This is a genomic window from Algoriphagus antarcticus (genome assembly GCF_002150685.1).
Classification (GTDB): domain Bacteria; phylum Bacteroidota; class Bacteroidia; order Cytophagales; family Cyclobacteriaceae; genus Algoriphagus; species Algoriphagus antarcticus.
In genome coordinates, this window is the sequence record NZ_MSSW01000031.1 from 126,333 (window position 1) to 142,729 (window position 16,397).

The 16,397-nt window shown below is 40.0% G+C and carries 18 protein-coding genes and 1 pseudogene; 8 read left to right on the forward strand and 11 right to left on the reverse strand.

Annotated features, from left to right (window positions below; all coding sequences use genetic code 11):
* Position 1: 1 nt before the first annotated feature.
* From BVH04_RS12105 to rfbC, 4 genes are all read right to left on the reverse strand, one after another.
* Complete coding sequence (locus tag BVH04_RS12105; RefSeq protein ID WP_086541728.1) at positions 2-1,417, reverse strand: tetratricopeptide repeat protein; 1,416 nt, start codon at positions 1,415-1,417, stop codon at positions 2-4.
* Positions 1,418-1,562: 145 nt separating this feature from the next.
* Entirely contained in the window at positions 1,563-2,516 is a 954-nt protein-coding gene (locus tag BVH04_RS12110) for an NAD-dependent epimerase/dehydratase family protein (RefSeq protein ID WP_086541729.1), read from the reverse strand.
* A gap of 16 nt (positions 2,517-2,532) precedes the next feature.
* Positions 2,533-3,279, reverse strand: coding sequence for a tyrosine-protein phosphatase (locus BVH04_RS12115; RefSeq protein ID WP_086541730.1), 747 nt, complete (start codon positions 3,277-3,279; stop codon positions 2,533-2,535).
* Positions 3,279-3,830 carry a dTDP-4-dehydrorhamnose 3,5-epimerase gene (rfbC, locus tag BVH04_RS12120; RefSeq protein WP_086541731.1) on the reverse strand — a complete coding sequence of 184 codons (552 nt, stop codon included), beginning with the start codon at positions 3,828-3,830 and terminating at the stop codon, positions 3,279-3,281. The genes BVH04_RS12115 and rfbC overlap by 1 nt, the downstream gene beginning before the upstream one ends.
* A gap of 199 nt (positions 3,831-4,029) precedes the next feature.
* Here rfbC and hflX point away from each other — a divergent pair, with 199 nt between their 5' ends.
* The 4 genes from hflX (at position 4,030) to BVH04_RS12140 (ending at position 8,712) form a co-directional block, all read left to right on the forward strand.
* Complete coding sequence (gene hflX, locus BVH04_RS12125) at positions 4,030-5,280, forward strand: GTPase HflX (RefSeq protein WP_086541732.1); 1,251 nt, start codon at positions 4,030-4,032, stop codon at positions 5,278-5,280.
* Positions 5,281-5,414: 134 nt separating this feature from the next.
* The gene (locus tag BVH04_RS12130; protein ID WP_086541733.1) at positions 5,415-6,482 is read left to right on the forward strand and encodes a PAS domain-containing sensor histidine kinase; all 1,068 of its coding nucleotides are present in this window, start codon (positions 5,415-5,417) and stop codon (positions 6,480-6,482) included.
* A 124-nt stretch (positions 6,483-6,606) separates the two neighbouring features.
* On the forward strand, positions 6,607-8,274 hold the full coding sequence (locus tag BVH04_RS12135; RefSeq protein ID WP_086541756.1) for a PQQ-dependent sugar dehydrogenase: 1,668 nt from the start codon (positions 6,607-6,609) through the stop codon (positions 8,272-8,274).
* Between the two features lie 72 nt (positions 8,275-8,346).
* Positions 8,347-8,712 carry a hypothetical protein gene (locus BVH04_RS12140; RefSeq protein WP_086541734.1) on the forward strand — a complete coding sequence of 122 codons (366 nt, stop codon included), beginning with the start codon at positions 8,347-8,349 and terminating at the stop codon, positions 8,710-8,712.
* On the opposite strand, the gene BVH04_RS12145 is transcribed toward BVH04_RS12140, so the two are convergent.
* The gene (locus BVH04_RS12145) at positions 8,709-10,361 is read right to left on the reverse strand and encodes a M1 family metallopeptidase (protein ID WP_086541735.1); all 1,653 of its coding nucleotides are present in this window, start codon (positions 10,359-10,361) and stop codon (positions 8,709-8,711) included. The genes BVH04_RS12140 and BVH04_RS12145 overlap by 4 nt on opposite strands.
* Positions 10,362-10,489: 128 nt before the next feature.
* Here BVH04_RS12145 and BVH04_RS12150 point away from each other — a divergent pair, with 128 nt between their 5' ends.
* From BVH04_RS12150 to BVH04_RS12160, 3 genes and pseudogenes are all read left to right on the forward strand, one after another.
* Positions 10,490-10,834 carry a n-acetylglutamate synthase gene (locus BVH04_RS12150; protein WP_086541736.1) on the forward strand — a complete coding sequence of 115 codons (345 nt, stop codon included), beginning with the start codon at positions 10,490-10,492 and terminating at the stop codon, positions 10,832-10,834.
* 139 nt (positions 10,835-10,973) lie between these two features.
* Positions 10,974-11,303: pseudogene (locus BVH04_RS12155) on the forward strand (DUF2750 domain-containing protein); the annotation flags it as partial.
* 7 nt (positions 11,304-11,310) lie between these two features.
* Entirely contained in the window at positions 11,311-11,673 is a 363-nt protein-coding gene (locus tag BVH04_RS12160; RefSeq protein WP_086541738.1) for a DUF1304 domain-containing protein, read from the forward strand.
* On the opposite strand, the gene BVH04_RS12165 is transcribed toward BVH04_RS12160, so the two are convergent.
* From BVH04_RS12165 to BVH04_RS12180, 4 genes are all read right to left on the reverse strand, one after another.
* Positions 11,670-11,984 (reverse strand): nucleotidyltransferase domain-containing protein, encoded by a 315-nt coding sequence (locus BVH04_RS12165; protein ID WP_086541739.1) that lies wholly within the window; start codon positions 11,982-11,984, stop codon positions 11,670-11,672. The two genes, BVH04_RS12160 and BVH04_RS12165, sit on opposite strands and share 4 nt — an antisense overlap.
* Complete coding sequence (locus tag BVH04_RS26640) at positions 11,963-12,232, reverse strand: HEPN domain-containing protein (protein ID WP_169714420.1); 270 nt, start codon at positions 12,230-12,232, stop codon at positions 11,963-11,965. The genes BVH04_RS12165 and BVH04_RS26640 overlap by 22 nt, the downstream gene beginning before the upstream one ends.
* 181 nt (positions 12,233-12,413) lie before the next feature.
* Positions 12,414-13,934, reverse strand: coding sequence for a P-loop NTPase family protein (locus BVH04_RS12175; RefSeq protein WP_086541741.1), 1,521 nt, complete (start codon positions 13,932-13,934; stop codon positions 12,414-12,416).
* A gap of 5 nt (positions 13,935-13,939) precedes the next feature.
* Positions 13,940-15,040: a vWA domain-containing protein gene (locus BVH04_RS12180; protein ID WP_086541742.1), complete on the reverse strand. Its 1,101-nt coding sequence runs from the start codon at positions 15,038-15,040 to the stop codon at positions 13,940-13,942.
* A gap of 178 nt (positions 15,041-15,218) precedes the next feature.
* On the opposite strand from BVH04_RS12180, the gene BVH04_RS12185 reads away from it, so the two are divergent.
* Positions 15,219-15,452 (forward strand): hypothetical protein, encoded by a 234-nt coding sequence (locus tag BVH04_RS12185; RefSeq protein WP_086541743.1) that lies wholly within the window; start codon positions 15,219-15,221, stop codon positions 15,450-15,452.
* A gap of 55 nt (positions 15,453-15,507) precedes the next feature.
* On the opposite strand, the gene BVH04_RS12190 is transcribed toward BVH04_RS12185, so the two are convergent.
* A complete protein-coding gene (locus BVH04_RS12190) occupies positions 15,508-15,921 on the reverse strand; it encodes a type II toxin-antitoxin system VapC family toxin (RefSeq protein WP_086541744.1) in 414 nt (137 codons plus the stop codon).
* Complete coding sequence (locus tag BVH04_RS12195; RefSeq protein ID WP_086541745.1) at positions 15,914-16,171, reverse strand: DUF6364 family protein; 258 nt, start codon at positions 16,169-16,171, stop codon at positions 15,914-15,916. The genes BVH04_RS12190 and BVH04_RS12195 overlap by 8 nt, the downstream gene beginning before the upstream one ends.
* Positions 16,172-16,397: the final 226 nt, after the last annotated feature.

The window sequence follows — 16,397 nt, forward strand, 5'->3', positions numbered from 1 at the left end:
GTTAAGAATCGAGATTTTCCTCTCGATATTGGGCAATAATCTTGTACAAAGCCTTCTGCTGCTTAAGCTCTGGCATCAGATCATACATGATAATATGCTTTTCAAAGTCCAAAGTTAACCCATTTTCCAAAAATGAAAATGCCTCTTTGTAATTGCCCATTTTGATTAGGTATACAACCAAGCGATAATAAAGCTCTGCCTCCTCTGGCATTTCCTCAATACCCTCCCGAGTCACATCAATTGCTTCCTCAAAGCGGTTTTGCTCGAAATAGATAAGTGCCAGATTTACATAGGTTTCTAAGATACCAGGCTCCAAATTGATCGCTTCTTCATACGCTTCGGAACTGGCCTGCATGTTTCCCAGATTAAATTCAGCATCTGCAAGACCCACCCAATAATTAGAATTTTCTTTAGTAAGATTTAAAGCTTTTTTAAAATAATGAATGGCTTCAAAGAATTTTTCCTTCTTCAGCATGCACATTCCTAGTCCAAACCATGCATCGTCGTACTCCTCGTCAAATTTGGCAGACTTCTTAAAATATTTGAAAGCCTCATCGATTTTCTCAAGCTTTTCATAAGCAGCCCCCATGTAGCAACAGTTCTCAGCATTTGCACCTTCACAATTGATTGTGTTTTGGTATGCTTCCAATGCCAGCTCATACTGCTGAGTGTTCATCAGCGCATTGCCGAGATTGAAATAGGCTGAAGCAAAAGCGTCATCGATCAAAATGGCGTAATCATACGCTTTGATCGCTTCTTCAAATCTCCCCAGACGATTATAAACTACCCCCAAATTGTACCAAGCGCCTGCACTGTAAGGATCTTGATCAATGAATTCCTGATAAAAATCAAGAATCTCATCAAAGGAGCCTTCTTCCTCAGTAATCATCGCCAGTTGGAAAAGTGCATCTTCGTGATTGATGCGGCTTTTTACAGCTTCTTTGAAATAGTAACTTGCTTTTTCATTGTTGTTTTGGACACGGTATAAATTGCCCAAGGAATAAAACACTTCGGCCTTATCCTCCGCCAATGGCAGAAAATTTTCCAACAATTCTATCCCATCCTTAGGCGTACCTGCTAGAATATGAGCATTAGCCAAAGCAAGAATAATCTCTTCGTTGTTGGGAGAAATATTATTGATGTTTTCCAGAATGTCCAGACCTTCTTCCAATTCATCATTGAAAATCAAACACTGCGCTTGCAATAGCTTAATTTCCACAGAAAACGGAAATCTTTCCAACGAGAATTCAGCGGCGCGGAGTGCCTTTAGAAACTTCTGTTGATCAAAGTAAAATCGGATGATATCTTCCAATTCTTCTTCTTCGAAATAAAGGTCCAGATTGGATTGTAGGGAATTTTCAAATCGCTCTACCAGCTTCTTGTCATTTTCCCAATCATGATCGTGATCTCCGGTCATTAGGATGCGTTATGGTTTATTTAAGGTACCAATAAATTTGGTCTCTCAAAATCTCGATTTGTTATATTTTACTTTCCTCATTCCGAGAAATAATGATCTCTCTTCAGGAGTCTTGGAGAAGAAACGATTGAGATCAAAAATAAGTTTACTTTGACCAATCCAAGGTTTCATCCAAGCTATAATAGGTACTTGCGAGGAGCTTATTCACTTTAGTATTATCGAAAAATACTTTTTGTTGTGAAATCATTGCTGTCTTCTTATTAAGCGGGCTTTTGCTCAACCCTATTCTCCTGAAAATTGTGTTGAAAAACACGGCCGTTTTCAGCATAAGCGGACTTACTGACTTTGATGGCGCTTTTTTTCCGAAAGCAACAGCCATTTTCTCAAAGAACTCTTTGTATGTAATGCTTTCTTTATTCAAAATAAACCGCTCGCCCCAGACTTCTTTATCTACCAATGCTCTTACTTGCTTGGCCGCATCCCGCACATCGATATAGTTAAGGTCTCCCTTTGGGTAATAAGAATTTTCTTCTATCACATAATGGTAAATCTCTGATGAACTACGAGCGTCACTGACTTTGCCCAGTAGAATTGATGGATTCACTACGATCAAATCCAATCCTTCCTGCTCCCCTCTCCAAGCTTCCAATTCCGCCAAATATTTGGAAATGCCGTAATCGGTATTCAGCGGCGATTCTATCCATTTGAAATTCTCATCAAGTTCTGTTAAGTCAGGACTTCTTCCGATGGCAGCTACTGAACTGACATGCACAAGTTTTTTCACTCCAGTATTCAGCATGGCATTGACAAGATTCGTCGTGCCACCTACATTGATACGATGCAACCTACCTTTGTCATTTGCATCGAAGGACACCTTCCCTGCGGCATGGATAACCAACTCAATTCCTCCGAGCGCTACTTCCAATGATTCAATATCTGATAACTCACCGTCATGCCAGATGATGGGAAACTCGATTCCTTCAAGTAATCTAAGTGAGGAGCTTGACCTACGAAAACCATGAATCTCTCCAAGCCCAGCAAATTCTTTAGCCAGATAGCTTCCAAATAATCCCGTAATACCTGTAATGAGAATTTTCATTGGCTTTCTCTACAAATCAAAGAGAGGAGTTGAGCAGATCGAGCTGCTTGATTTTACTATACAATTTTGTCTTGGGTAGAGTTTCCATCATATCTAAGTAACGTGGATTGTGGCAATCCGTCCCAAAAAATCTTACCAGTCCCGTTTCCACAAGCATTTCACCAAAATCCTTTACTGGTTTGGAATAAAAGCCTGTCAAAGACAATAAGTTTACCTGAAAGAGGATCTTTCTGTCGGTCAGATCCTGAAGTAATCCTTTGTCTGCAATTAGATATTGATAGCGCTCTGGATGTGCCAAAATCGGCCTATATCCAGCCATTTCCAATTGGAAAATTATCTCCAAAAGCATCTGAGGCTTGTTGATAAAGCCTGTCTCCACCAAGATGTAATTATCTCCAAATGTTAAGACGTCCTCTCCATCTTTGATTTTCTCCAGGAAAATCTCATCTAAGTAATACTCAGCAGCAGCTTCTATTTCTATGGAAATCCCCTCTTTCTTGACGGCTCTGCGAAGATCCTCAAGGCCCATATTAATTATTTCAGGTGTATTGCGATAGTACTCCGACATGATGTGGGGAGTAGTGATAATTTTGCGCAAGCCATAATCAGAAAGTCGCTTGATCAAATGAAGGGATTCCTCCATAGTCTTAGATCCATCATCGATCCCGGGTATCAAATGCGAATGCATATCCACCTCCAACCAACTTAGGTCAAGGTCTTCGTACACCTCAGGTGTTTTCTTAAACAGATCCAAAAATCCCATTACAATCCTCTCTCACTAGTTTTAAATTCTTCCAAAGTAGGCCAGGTGGCATCCTTCTCAGAAGTAATTGGCTCAGCTATCTGCCAGTCTATGTCTAAGGCCGGATCATTCCAAATAATTCCACCTTCACTTTCTTTATTATAATAATTGGAGCACTTGTACGCAAAAATCGAATCTTCTAACACTGAAAACCCATGTGCAAATCCAGTTGGGACGTACATCAAGTTATTTCTGGTAGCATCAAGAACTGTAGAATATATTTCTCCAAAAGTGGGAGAGCCGTATCTCAAATCCACGATCACATCTAGGACTTTCCCCTGAATCACCCGCACCAATTTTGCCTGAGCGAATTCTCCCCGCTGAAAATGCAGTCCACGAACCGTTCCTTTCTGAGAATAACTCTGATTATCTTGTACCCATCCATGATCCACTCCTTCGGATTGTAACCAATCTGCTCTATAAGATTCAAAGAAATAGCCTCTTTGATCTTCAAAAATTCTTGGAAATATCTCTAAAACACCAGCTAGAGGAGCTTTTATTATTTGGGCCATTGATTGTAATTGATTTAGGCTTTAAAAGGCAAAATAACTAACAGACAGAACACTATCCTAATCAATTCTAAGGAAATATGTCGAACTTTGCGCCTCCCCTTTCGACAATTCAAAAAAATAAGGCTGCAATTATCCATTTCTAAACAATTAGGAAACTATAATTTAGTCTTTCGCATTGTCTTGACATAGCATTTAACTTATGAGTAAACATACCCGCAAACTTCAAAAACTTCACGAAACAGCTGCTAAAGAAGAAACCGCCATTTTAGTGAGTGTAGTTCGGCAGTACCAAACCGAGCAACAGACGGAGGAATACTTGGATGAACTAGCATTTTTGACTGAGACTCTAGGAGCAAGGACAGTGCATCGCTTTACCCAGAAAATGGAAAAGCCAGATATAAAAACTTTCGTGGGTTCCGGTAAACTTGAAGAGATAAAGGCGTACATCAAGCATTTTGAGGTCGATATGGTCATCTTTGATGATGATCTCTCCCCTTCTCAGATGAGAAATCTGGAGAACGAACTGAATGTGACGATCTACGATAGATCGTTGCTGATTTTGGATATTTTCCTACAGAGAGCTCAAACAGCGCAAGCCAAAACACAGGTCGAGCTTGCCCGCTTCCAATATTTACTGCCTCGATTGACCAATCTCTGGACCCACTTGGAGCGACAGCGAGGTGGCACCACTACGCGTGGTGGAGCTGGTGAAAAGGAAATCGAAACAGATAAACGTGATATCCGCAGTCGAATAACACTCCTGAAAGAGAAACTTCGCGAGATAGAAAGGCAAGGAGAAACTCAGCGCAAGGGAAGAGATGGAATTGTCCGCGTGGCAGTAGTGGGCTATACCAATGTGGGTAAAAGCACACTGATGAATCTAATCACCAAGACTAATATTCTGGCCGAGAACAAGCTTTTTGCTACCGTAGATTCTACTGTACGAAAAGTAGTGCTTGAGAATGTACCATTCCTGCTTTCAGATACGGTAGGATTCATCAGAAAACTACCTACTCACCTCATAGCAGCTTTCAAATCTACTTTGGATGAGATACGGGAAGCTGACTTACTTGTCCATGTAGTAGATATTTCTCATCCGCATTTCGAAGATCACATTGCAGTGGTCACTGAGACATTGAATGAGATCAAAGCTGGAGATAAGCCAATATTGCTTGTCTTCAACAAAATCGATCTGGTAGAAACAATGCCCAGTGAAGCGGAAAGCATGAAAATGACTGAGTTAGAACTTGAAGAAGCCAGCTTTGTAGATTTCAATGCTTTGGCAGAAGCTTATGAAAAGAAAACCGGAATACCACCGGTATTTATGGCTGCTTTAAATGGTCAGAATGTTATTGAGTTTCGCCAGGCTCTGATCACAGAAGTGAAAAAGCAGCACCGTAAAATCTATCCCAATTACTTAGAAGATGAGACTTTTACCTTAGAAGGGTAAAGTATTTTCATAGGCTATCGACCCCGTTGATAGCCTATTTTTTTATGTAATAATCCGCATTCTTTCCATTTCTAAGAATTTTAGGCTAACCTCGCTTAAACTTTTGGGGATACTCCTCAGCTAACCCTAACAGAATGAATTCAGACTTTTCACAGTACGATGCTTTTTTTGAGTTAACACCAGATTTAGTATGCATAGCTGGTTTTGACGGATATTTCAAAAAGATAAACCCCGCAGTCCAAGAAACTTTAGGCTATTCTTATGATGAATTATATTCCAAGCCAATTCATCATTTCATCTATAAAGAGGACAGAAAATTGACAGCGAGTGTAAGAAATGAATTACTCATAGCTACTCCTTTGGTTAATTTCGAAAATAGATATGTCACCAAATCGGGAGAAGTAATATGGCTTTCTTGGACTTCACACCCAAATCACCACGCCAAAGTAGTCTTTGCTATCGCAAAAAATATCACTCAAATAAAGAAATTAGAAGCAGACAGAAATACGCTTTTAACAAATCTGACAGAAATAAACAAAGACCTGAGACAGATTGGTTATATGACTTCGCATGATCTGAGATCACCTGTGAATAATCTCCTTTCAATTTGTGAATTGATAGATTATTCTAAAATCACAGACAGTGAAACATTGGAACTCATGGAGGCAATTAAAATTTGCGGAGAAGATCTGCGAGAAAAACTGAATGCCTATTCCAAAGAGCTCCGAGATAAACAATCCCTCCACATTCCGATTCAGGAAGTTGTGTTCAAAAAAGTGTTGACGAAAGTAACCAAATCCATAGGGTCTCTGATCAAAAATTCTGAAGCTGTTGTACTGGGTAACTTTGAAGAATTGCCAAAAATGACATCTAATGCTACCTATCTAGAAAGTATTTTTCTCAACCTAATGACCAATTCTATCAAGTACAAAAAGGCAGGAACTAAACCCGTTATTACCATCACCTCACAACGTGTGGATCACAAAGCGCAACTAACATTTACAGATAATGGACTCGGGTTTGATCTAGAAAAAGTGAAAGATAAAATTTTCGGCTTTCAGCAAACTTTCCATACTCATAGTGACAGTCATGGAATAGGCCTTTACTTGGTATACAATCATATCCAAAGTCTCGGCGGAAATATTGAAGTAGAAAGCAAACCTGGAGAAGGGACTACCTTTCGAATTATTTTAGATGCCTAGACCATCCTCAGAGAAAATTCATTGTTTTGTAGAAAATATGTTTGTCCAAAGACAATGCAGGACAGATAAAACAATTTAAATAGTCTGTTTGGTGCTAATCAGCAAAATCCACAACTTAGCACCAATGAATAAATTGATATTTCTTTTCCTTTTGGCTAGTCTATCCCTTTTTTCCTGTACCCAGCAAAATGAATTCGGAGCTAAAATCAGTACAGACAGCGAACAAATACAAACTGGAAAATCACTTTTTGAATCAAACTGCAGCACCTGCCATAGCTTCCAACAAAATGGCATCGGCCCAAATCTAAGCGGATTAACACATAGTGTAGAAACTGAGTGGGTAAGAAAATTCATTCAAGATCCGTCAATACTCATTGATACCAATGATCCTCGTGCTACTGCACTTTTCCAAGTGTATAACACTTATATGCCACCATTTTCAAGTTTGAAGGAAGAAGATTTGGATGCGCTATTGGCATATTTACATACCTACGAAACTCTACCAGATACTATTCCTATGATGGGTTTGCTGGATCCTATCCTAGATAGCATTCCAGATTCAGGCATAAGATTGACAATTGAATACTTTGCGCAGATTCCGGCATCAAATCCAGAACCGCCATTGGCCAAAATCACCAAGCTGGAGTCAGAATCTTTTTCAGGACGTACTTTTATAAGTGACCAGCATGGCACGCTTTACGAACTTAAAAATGGAATACCTACAGTTTATCTCCCATTGAAAGAACTTCGCCCAAACTTGGTCTCCAAGCCAGGCTTGGCCACAGGTCTGGGCAGCTATGCTTTCCATCCCGAATTCTCTAAAAATGGCCTTTTATACACTTCCCACACCGAGCCCGCACGAACACTCCCTGCTGATTTTGACTATGTGGATTCGATAAATGTCAAAATGCAATGGGTGCTTACTGAATGGAAAACTGACAACCCAGTGGCTTCCGCATTTCAAGTTGAGGGTCGTGAATTTATGCGCATAAATGTAGTCACCCAGATACATGGAGTCCAAGAGCTTGCTTTCAACCCGAACTCCAAACCTGGCAATGAAGATTATGGATTGCTATACGTAGGCCTTGGAGATGGAGGAAGTGCTGAGAGCGGCTTTGCTTTTTTAGCAGATCATCAAGGATCAAAGATCTGGAGCAGCATTATGCGACTGGATCCATCTGGTACCAACAGTAAAAATGGGAAATACGGAATCCCTCCAACCAATCCATTTGCAGGGCAAGCCGGAAAGGCTGGTGAAGTTTTTGCCTATGGATTCCGCAATCCAAATCGAGTTTTTTGGGATGAAAAAGGCAGGATGTTTGCCACTGAAATTGGCCATCACAATGTAGAAGAACTTAATCTGATCGAAGCTGGCAATTTCTATGGCTGGCCGATTCGTGAGGGAGCATTCATCATCAATCCTTACGAGGATATGCAAAGTGTTTTCCCGATCACAGACCAGGATAAAGATCTAAATGTAACACACCCAATTCTACAAATTGACCATGATGAGATGGCTGCCATCATCGGAGGCTATTTTATACCCTACGGCCTCCTCAAAGGCAAGTGGTTGTTTGGCGATATCACTTCAGGTCGTTTGTTATTTGCGGATCTCAGTGACCTAAGTAATATATCTGCGAAAAGCTGGGGAATTACTTATCAAGGAAAGGAGATAAGTCTCCAAGAGCTATGTGGAAGCAAGCGCGTCGATCTGAAATTTGGGCAGGATGCTACTGGACAAGTTTATCTGATGACCAAGGCTGACGGGAAGATTTACAAAATCAAAGACTAGTATCATTTGTTTCGAAAAAAGTGTTTCAGACTGTAATGCGATTTTTGAAACGAATTAGTAAATTGATTTGCTATGTTTGAGTATATCAATCAATTGTCCATCGATATTATATTTTATGGCAAGCTCATAACACGTGAGCTTTTAGTCGCAAATCCATGGCATAGTCTCTCCGAAACTCGAAAGATTGACTGCTTTTACATTTTCTACGAAAATGGCTTGTCTATCAAGACGGAAAATGGGGCAGAATATGAGTTAGACTGGAGACTAAGCCCTGAAGGAATTTTAGAATTCATTGATAACATACAGCCTCCGCTACGATTTGAAGTAAAGGCTCTGGGTAATCAAATGATTGTATTTAAATACCCTGAAGGTGGGACTGGGCTAGTGCTATTTACCGAAGAAAAAGCTCGTGAGGTTCTAATTCCCTTTTTGAACTAATTCCCCGAGATATTGAGCGTTCCTACGTAGTAATCTTTATCTACGGTAACTTTTGCGTTTTTCTGCGAGACATCAACCGCTTGCCATTGCTGAGTTGGTTTCAGGTTCATTTCCTTTTCGTCCACATAGATTTTCACTGACATATCGAACCCATTGACAACATTTTCCCAACGGTAATTCAACTTGCCATCCTTTATATAATAACTAAAAATCGGAATTCGAATATCTCTTAAGTATTGATCAAAAACAGGCTTGAAATTGATTCCGGCTTTTTGACTGATGTAATTTTCGATCTGGCGAGTGGTAACTGTTTTGTGATAGAACTCAGAATTTAAGCCTCGCAAGATTGATCTCCATTTCTCATCATCATTCACGATTTGGCGGATGGTATGCAGCATATTATGGCCTTTATTATACATGTCACCAGACCCTTCCTGATTGACTCCATATGTTCCGATCACTGGCTCTATATTATTAATTCCCTTTCTCAAACCTAAAGTATAAGCTGAACCAGCTTCATCGCCATAGAAATAATCCAAAAATAGATTCTCTGAGTAGGAGGTGAATCCTTCATGAATCCACATATCTGCCACATCTCTGTAAGTGATATTATTGGCGAACCACTCATGACCAGACTCGTGAATGATGATGAAATCGAATTTCAATCCCCAGCCTGTTCCGCTCAGATCACGACCCAAATAGCCATTTTTAAACTCGTTGCCATAGGTCACAGAACTTTGATGCTCCATTCCTAGATAGGGAGCTTGAACTAGTTTATAGCTGTCTTCATAGAATGGATACGGTCCAAACCAATGTTCAAACGCTTCCATCATTCTCGGCGCATCTTCAAATTGCTTTTTGGCTTCCTTCAGATTTTCCCGTAGCACATAATAATCCATGTCAAGCTCGCCTTTTTCGCCCTTATACTTTTCACCAAAGTGAACATAGTCGCCGACGTTGATATTGATCCCATAATTGTTGATTGGGTTTTTCACTTCCCAGTGATAGGTTTTGGTTTTGGCTGTCTTGTCATGATCTGTTTTGATCAATCGACCATTGGAGACATCAATCAAGTTTTCTGGGACAGTCACGCTGATCAAAACTCCCTGATCTGGTTCATCGTACCCATGATCTTTATTTGGCCACCAGATGCTCGCTCCGATTCCTTGATTGGAATTTGCGATAAAAGGCAGGCCATTGCTATCTTTCTCCCAAGTCAATCCACCATCCCAAGGCGGGCGAATTGCTTCCACTGGAGTTCCAGAATAAGTAAGAACCACCTCTTTTTCTTCACCCACATTTTGTGCTGCTTTTAGCGTGACAAAATGTGCATTTCCATCGTGTTCAATAGCCAACTCAGCACCGTCTTGTTCTGCCTTCGTCAGTTGCATAGGGGCTTGCAAGTCGATTTGCATACGTTTTGATGACTCAAGTACTTTATACCTAACCGTATTTCTACCTGAAAGTGATTTCGTGTCTGGATGCACTTTTACCTCCAGATGATAATACAGTAAATCCCACCAAGCACGCTCAGGAGTGATCGCTCCCCGAAGAGTATCCTGTCTGGTAAATTCCTCGCCATGAGGAAATAGTTGAGCTTGGGCACTGAGGCAAAAGAGAAGGCAAAAACTAAGGAATATGGATCTCATGGCTAAGTCAAAATTTGGGGGTTGAATTCACAAGATACTTGTAAGGATTAATTGAAAAGCCACGAAAGGACTTAATTTTAGTGAATTGAAGATCATTGCATTGAGTTAAGCCCGGATTCAAAACAATTATGGATAGCATCAATTACAACAACAAAACTTTTCGTCCAGTAAGTAACACCGCAAACGGAGAGACTTCTACAGAGAGTATTTTCCACTACCACCAAGAAGGCAATATTCTCACTGCCGAATATTCTGGCGGAAAAATCGTCAAAGGACACTTGATCGGATTGGTGGACGAAGCAGGAAATATCAACATGCGTTATCATCAGGTGAATTCTCTTGGGCAGCTAATGACAGGTATCTGCAAATCCAAACCTGAAATCCTTGAAAATGGAAAAATTCGACTCCACGAAACTTGGGAATGGACTTCTGATGATGGTTCCAAAGGAGAGTCTGTACTGGAGGAAATTTGATTAATACTGTGTTTTAGGTCTGGAAAACGGAATACTGAAATTGCCATATTGCAAAAGTTGAATCTATTCTAAGTCGTAGTCAAAAAAAAATGCCACAATCAGCAATTTTCTACCAAGATGTTGATCATCTGAAAAAGTTTGGACTATAAAGGATAGTGGTGGATTTCCTGCACCAAAAAATAAGAACGGTATGAGGACAATGCCTTTTTGGTCAAGTGAATCCAGAGTAAAAATCATAATGAATATTGTTCCGGCTAGTAACAAGTTTAAACCTGTGGAAATGGATTTGGATGATTTTTACAATTATTGGCTGAAAGATTCAAAAACCCAAGAACAACTTGTCGGGATAAATTGGAGTGGAAAAAATGCTATTGGTTATGACTTACCACCTGATATTTTAATCGAGTGGATTAATAAGATAAAACCAAAGCGCAAAAGCTTATTTAATCGAATACTTGGACGAAAATAAAAACCATATGCAACTCATAGCTGATATCCTCATTGCTGCAATTGCCGCCCTTCACCTCTATTTTCTATACTTCGAAATGTTCGCTTGGGACACAATTGGGAGGAAGACTTTTAAGCAAATTCCAGCAGACGTATTCCCAAAAACAAAAGCCCTTGCAGCCAATCAGGGATTATACAATGGATTTTTAGTAGCTGGATTGATTTGGTCGCTCTTGATTTCTGATCCGATTTGGGCCGATAAAATAGCCCTGTTCTTCTTAGGCTGTGTGTTGGTTGCCGGAATTTATGGTGCTTTTACTGCCAGTAAAAAAATCTTTTGGGTGCAGGGCATGCCTGCATTGATAGGGATAATTTTCGTCTTATTATCCTAATTTATTTCAATCCCTGTAGCTTTTACATTTTGAATTAATGGTGAGGAGTTTTCTTTAAATGAATCTGTCCCCACTAAAAAAGGCTCTATTTTGGAGTCTATTTTAGAAGTTAATCTCCATACTTTTCCTGCAATCTTATCATTGTTTTTTTGGAATTGATCCGAAATGATCATCACATCTATATCACTTTCATCCGAGGCAGAGCCATCGGAATAGCTTCCATACAGAAATGCCTTACTTACCGTTATTCCTTCTGCACGTAAAACATCCAAATATTTTTTTACCAATTCTATAATTTCAAACTCAGCCATTCTGGACTTTCTTTTGTTTTCAGTAGGTATTTCTCAATTTCTTTTTTCAAAGGGATTCTTGGACTATATCCAGGATACCTTCCCTCCAATTGATATTTCATCAAAATTCCGAAAAATTCCAATTGTTTCTCTGACAGTTCAATTTTAGATTTTTCTGCGAGGTAAATTAAATTATGTGATTTTGGAGCAAATTCTTGAGTGATTTTAACCACAATGGCCTTTAGCGATTTTTCTACGACTAATGACAAAAGAACAACCCATGAAGATATCGCTTCTTTTCTATGAGAATTTTTGCGACCTCAAAATCTTCTGTTGCTGATCCGATCCAATAAGAAATTTGCTTTTCAAATTCAACTCCCATCATTTTTCTAATTCTATTCTGAAGTTACTTTTATTCATTCCAATAAAAAAGAGCCTTTCGGCTCTCTCTTATAAATCATCTTCCTCAAAATCCTCATCGCCCGGGCCCATATCGAACATGGAGCTGAATAGATCTTTGAATTGAAGTCCAGTATCTAGCAAATTTTTACTCAACTGAGAATACTCAGCCAAGCCATGCAAAGCAAATTCCATAAAGAATTCTTTTTCATTTTCCGGAACGTTCTTGACCAGTTGGCTAACTACTTCTTCCAATCCGGGAACGGCATGAAGCGCCTGCTTGTAGGTCTTATCTGACTGGGAAGCCACAATATCTAAGACATTCCCTTCCCCAAACCAAGCCAAAGGAAGTACATAAGGGTTTCCTTGTTTCTCTTTTTTCTTCTGCTCAGGGCTTGGGAAGTAATTTACAAACTGGGTTCGAATTGCTTTTCCAATCAAATTATAAGCAACCAAACCAGCACCTTCCTGCTCGCCTTCATAGACTAATTCAACTTTTCCGGTGATTGCCGGAATCACTCCAATCAAATCGGCGATTCGAATTATGGTATTATTCTCGCCATTCATATACATTCTGCGCTCAGCAGCAGAAATCAAGTTTTCATAGGCAGATATCGTCAATCTGGCCGACACGCCGCTTTTCTCATCCACAAACTCAGAACCTCTAGCCTCTATTGCAATTTGCTCGATCAAGTCTTTCATCAATTCCGGCACATAGATTTTATCTAATGGTTTGCCTTTCAAGTTGGCTTCCTGAGCGGTAATCCTTCTGCCTATCTCGATAGATTTCGGATAATGGGTGATAATTTGGCTTTCAATTCTATCCTTCAGTGGAGTGACAATACTTCCTCTGTTGGTGTAATCTTCGGGGTTTGCAGTGAAAACAAACTGAATATCCAACGGTAATCTCAATTTGAACCCGCGGATCTGAATGTCTCCTTCCTGTAAAATATTGAACAATGCAACCTGAATTCTAGCCTGCAAATCCGGCAACTCATTGATCACGAAAATGGACCGATGCGATCTTGGCACCAAACCGTAATGAATCACGCGCTCATCATTGTAGCTCAATTTCATCGTAGCGGCCTTGATTGGATCCACGTCACCAATCAAATCTGCAACTGACACATCCGGTGTAGCCAACTTCTCCGTGTACCGATCATCTCGATGCCACCAAGCGACTGGCGTATTATCACCTTTTTCCTCGATCAAGTGCTTTGCAAAAGAGGTCAATGGCTGTAAAGGATCATCGTTCAACTCCGCTCCGAAAACCACAGGAACGTACTCATCCAGAAGATGAGTCATCATTCTGGCAATTCTAGTTTTCGCCTGACCTCTAAGGCCCAGCAAATTGATATTATGCCGGGAAAGAATCGCCCGTTCAATGTCAGGAATCACCGTGTCCTCGTATCCCCAAATTCCTTCAAAAACGTTTTCCTTACGCTTAATCTTTAAGATCAAGTTATCGCGAAGTTCTTCTTTGATGGATTTGGATTGATAGCCGGCAGCTTTGAGTTGGCCAAGGGTCTTTATTTGGGTGAGTTCTTTTGGTGTCAGTTTTTGGTAGTCCATAATGCTTAAAAGCGTTTCGTTCTATTTCGTCTATAATCTTCAAAAATCAGGTCGCCAAGCCCTTTCAAGCTGCTGTAGTAGGCATTCCCGTTATTCACTTTGGTAAATTCCTTTACAAATTCCTTCAGATAAGGATCCGAAGCAATCATAAAAGTCGTCACAGGTATTTTCAATTTTCGGCACTGTGCAGCAAGTTTCAGCGTCTCGCTGAGGATCTTGCTATCTATCCCAAAAGCATTTTTGTAATATTTAATTCCCACTTTCAGGCAGGTAGGCTTGCCATCGGTGATCATGAAAATCTGCTTATTCGGATTTTTTCTCCTTCGCAATAAATCCATCGCCAACTCCAATCCAGCAACCGTATTCGTGTGATAAGGTCCTACTTGGAGGTAAGGCAAATCCTTGATCTCAATCTGCCAGGCATCATTTCCAAATACGAGGATATCAAGCGTATCTTTTGGATAGCGGGTCTTGATGAGTTCTGCCAAAGCCATAGCCACTTTCTTTGCAGGAGTGATTCTATCCTCCCCATACAAAATCATGGAATGGGAAATATCGATCATCAGCACGGTAGAAGTCTGAGAGCGAAATTCATTTTCCACTACTTCCAGATCATCTTCTGTCAGCAGATATTCTCCCGAAAAACCATGGTTTGCCTGAGCATTTCGTAGGGAATCCGTCAAAGCAATCTGATCCATATTATCTCCAAATTCATAAGCTCGTCGATCTGTTCCTCGCTCGTCTCCCTGACCCGAATGTGTAGTTTTGTGCTGTCCTGATTTGCCACGCTTGAGTTTGCCGAAAATTTCTTCAAGAGCTGACTTACGAATGGTCTGCTCTGCTTTACCAGTGATTTTAAATTCTCCTTTTTGGTTTTCCTCAGTCAGGTAACCTTTACTTTTCAGGTCTTCGATGAAGTCGCCAATTCCATAGTTGGGATTGGTCATATTGTAGCGATTGTCCAAGTTGGTGAGCCAACTCAGCGCCTCCGCCACATCTCCGCCGGTCATGGTGACGAGTTGCAAAAATATATTCAATAGATTCTCAAACGTGTTCTTCTCAGGATCCTGAGTGGGCACGAACTGAGTAAATCGAAATCCTTTCATAGGTAGATTTTAGTAGCAAGATTCAAAAAGCTAGACTTACAAATCCTTGAAGATCATAGCTGTTGTTCAAATCGAAATTTTCGAACTTATAAAGTTTAACTCTATAAATTCTGGAATTGATAAAGAAACAAACGGAAGGGTGATGTAGTTTAATAATAGTAATAAAAACCCAAAAAAGATGAAAAACTATCTGGCTGCGGTGGGTATCGTCACAGGTGCGCTGATGATATTTGTCACCGCATTACAATTCAATTTGAGCATGTTTCTGATATGGATGCTCTTCCTAGCAGGTCCTGCTTTGGTTCTATGGATGGTTTGGTCGGTATTGATCGCAGATGTAATTGTGAAAGAAACGTTTGAAGAGCAATGGTATCAGGATGAGCCGGGGATGCTGAGAATGGTGGAGCATTGATCTATCTAAACTAAGGTTTCGAATCCGCTCGACCTGACATAAAAGATGGAGCTTGTCAGGCCTCAAAAAATTCTTTGGGAGAAAGAATAGGCATTTTCCCCTCCGCATACTTAAAGTCTTTTTTATCTCGGGTGATCAAGAAATCCATCTTATTGGCCTCAGCAGTGAAATACTGAAGTCCATCTTCTTTGTCTTTGAAATTCGAATGCAATGATTTATTAACGACTTCTTTACCAGCAGAAGCTACTTCGCAGACTGAAATAAAATCATGCATTGAAAACTCAATTAAAGGGATTTTATAAATATCAAAAACTAAATAATAAAGATTGCCTAGGCTGCTCTCTGCAATAAACAAGCGAGCCATACCATTTCTAGCCAAGGTTAAAAACAATTTGGCATCTTCATAGAATGGTTGCCTCTTGGCGACAAGATCAATAACTACATTGGTATCCAAAAAAATCTTAACCATATTTTTGCTTCAAAAATCGCGTTAGTAAAACTTTGTCAGACTCTTTTTGATCCTCCATTGGCTGCATGGACTCTAACCTTTTCAAAAGTCTCCCAGCAGCAAATTGGGAATCCGTTTTTTCCAAATCTGGACTTTCCTTTTCAAAAATCTCCTCAAACATTTTCGAAAGCGAAATTCCTCTGCTTGCTGCCTGAAGTTTGGCTTTATCTACAATTTCCTTCTTTACAGTGAGGGTGAGTTTAGTTTTCATGGTTGATACGTGTTATATTTAAATATACGTGTAATATCCAAAAAAATCAACCCAGTAGACCAGTCCAAATCATATTTTCACAGTCTCAAGCTAGATAAAAATCAATCAAGCGATTTTACAGGATTCTTTTTAGCAGTACTGAATGCCCTATAGCTTACCGTTAAAAACACTAGTGCAAATAAAATTATAACCGGCACAAGTAAAAGATCAGCCCCAATATCAACTC

Excerpts from the sequence above, each read along its gene's own strand:
- BVH04_RS12175 (WP_086541741.1), bottom strand. The coding sequence starts at position 13,934 with ATGGACTACCAAAAACTGACACCAAAAGAACTCACCCAAATAAAGACC.
- BVH04_RS12195 (WP_086541745.1), bottom strand. The coding sequence starts at position 16,171 with ATGAAAACTAAACTCACCCTCACTGTAAAGAAGGAAATTGTAGATAAA.
- BVH04_RS12115 (WP_086541730.1), bottom strand. The coding sequence starts at position 3,279 with ATGGGATTTTTGGATCTGTTTAAGAAAACACCTGAGGTGTACGAAGAC.
- hflX (WP_086541732.1), top strand. The coding sequence starts at position 4,030 with ATGAGTAAACATACCCGCAAACTTCAAAAACTTCACGAAACAGCTGCT.
- BVH04_RS12160 (WP_086541738.1), top strand. The coding sequence starts at position 11,311 with ATGCAACTCATAGCTGATATCCTCATTGCTGCAATTGCCGCCCTTCAC.
- BVH04_RS12190 (WP_086541744.1), bottom strand. The coding sequence starts at position 15,921 with ATGGTTAAGATTTTTTTGGATACCAATGTAGTTATTGATCTTGTCGCC.
- rfbC (WP_086541731.1), bottom strand. The coding sequence starts at position 3,830 with ATGGCCCAAATAATAAAAGCTCCTCTAGCTGGTGTTTTAGAGATATTT.
- BVH04_RS12110 (WP_086541729.1), bottom strand. The coding sequence starts at position 2,516 with ATGAAAATTCTCATTACAGGTATTACGGGATTATTTGGAAGCTATCTG.
- BVH04_RS12150 (WP_086541736.1), top strand. The coding sequence starts at position 10,490 with ATGGATAGCATCAATTACAACAACAAAACTTTTCGTCCAGTAAGTAAC.
- BVH04_RS12135 (WP_086541756.1), top strand. The coding sequence starts at position 6,607 with ATGAATAAATTGATATTTCTTTTCCTTTTGGCTAGTCTATCCCTTTTT.
- BVH04_RS12140 (WP_086541734.1), top strand. The coding sequence starts at position 8,347 with ATGTTTGAGTATATCAATCAATTGTCCATCGATATTATATTTTATGGC.
- BVH04_RS12145 (WP_086541735.1), bottom strand. The coding sequence starts at position 10,361 with ATGAGATCCATATTCCTTAGTTTTTGCCTTCTCTTTTGCCTCAGTGCC.
- BVH04_RS12105 (WP_086541728.1), bottom strand. The coding sequence starts at position 1,417 with ATGACCGGAGATCACGATCATGATTGGGAAAATGACAAGAAGCTGGTA.
- BVH04_RS12165 (WP_086541739.1), bottom strand. The coding sequence starts at position 11,984 with ATGGCTGAGTTTGAAATTATAGAATTGGTAAAAAAATATTTGGATGTT.
- BVH04_RS12185 (WP_086541743.1), top strand. The coding sequence starts at position 15,219 with ATGAAAAACTATCTGGCTGCGGTGGGTATCGTCACAGGTGCGCTGATG.
- BVH04_RS12130 (WP_086541733.1), top strand. The coding sequence starts at position 5,415 with ATGAATTCAGACTTTTCACAGTACGATGCTTTTTTTGAGTTAACACCA.
- BVH04_RS12180 (WP_086541742.1), bottom strand. The coding sequence starts at position 15,040 with ATGAAAGGATTTCGATTTACTCAGTTCGTGCCCACTCAGGATCCTGAG.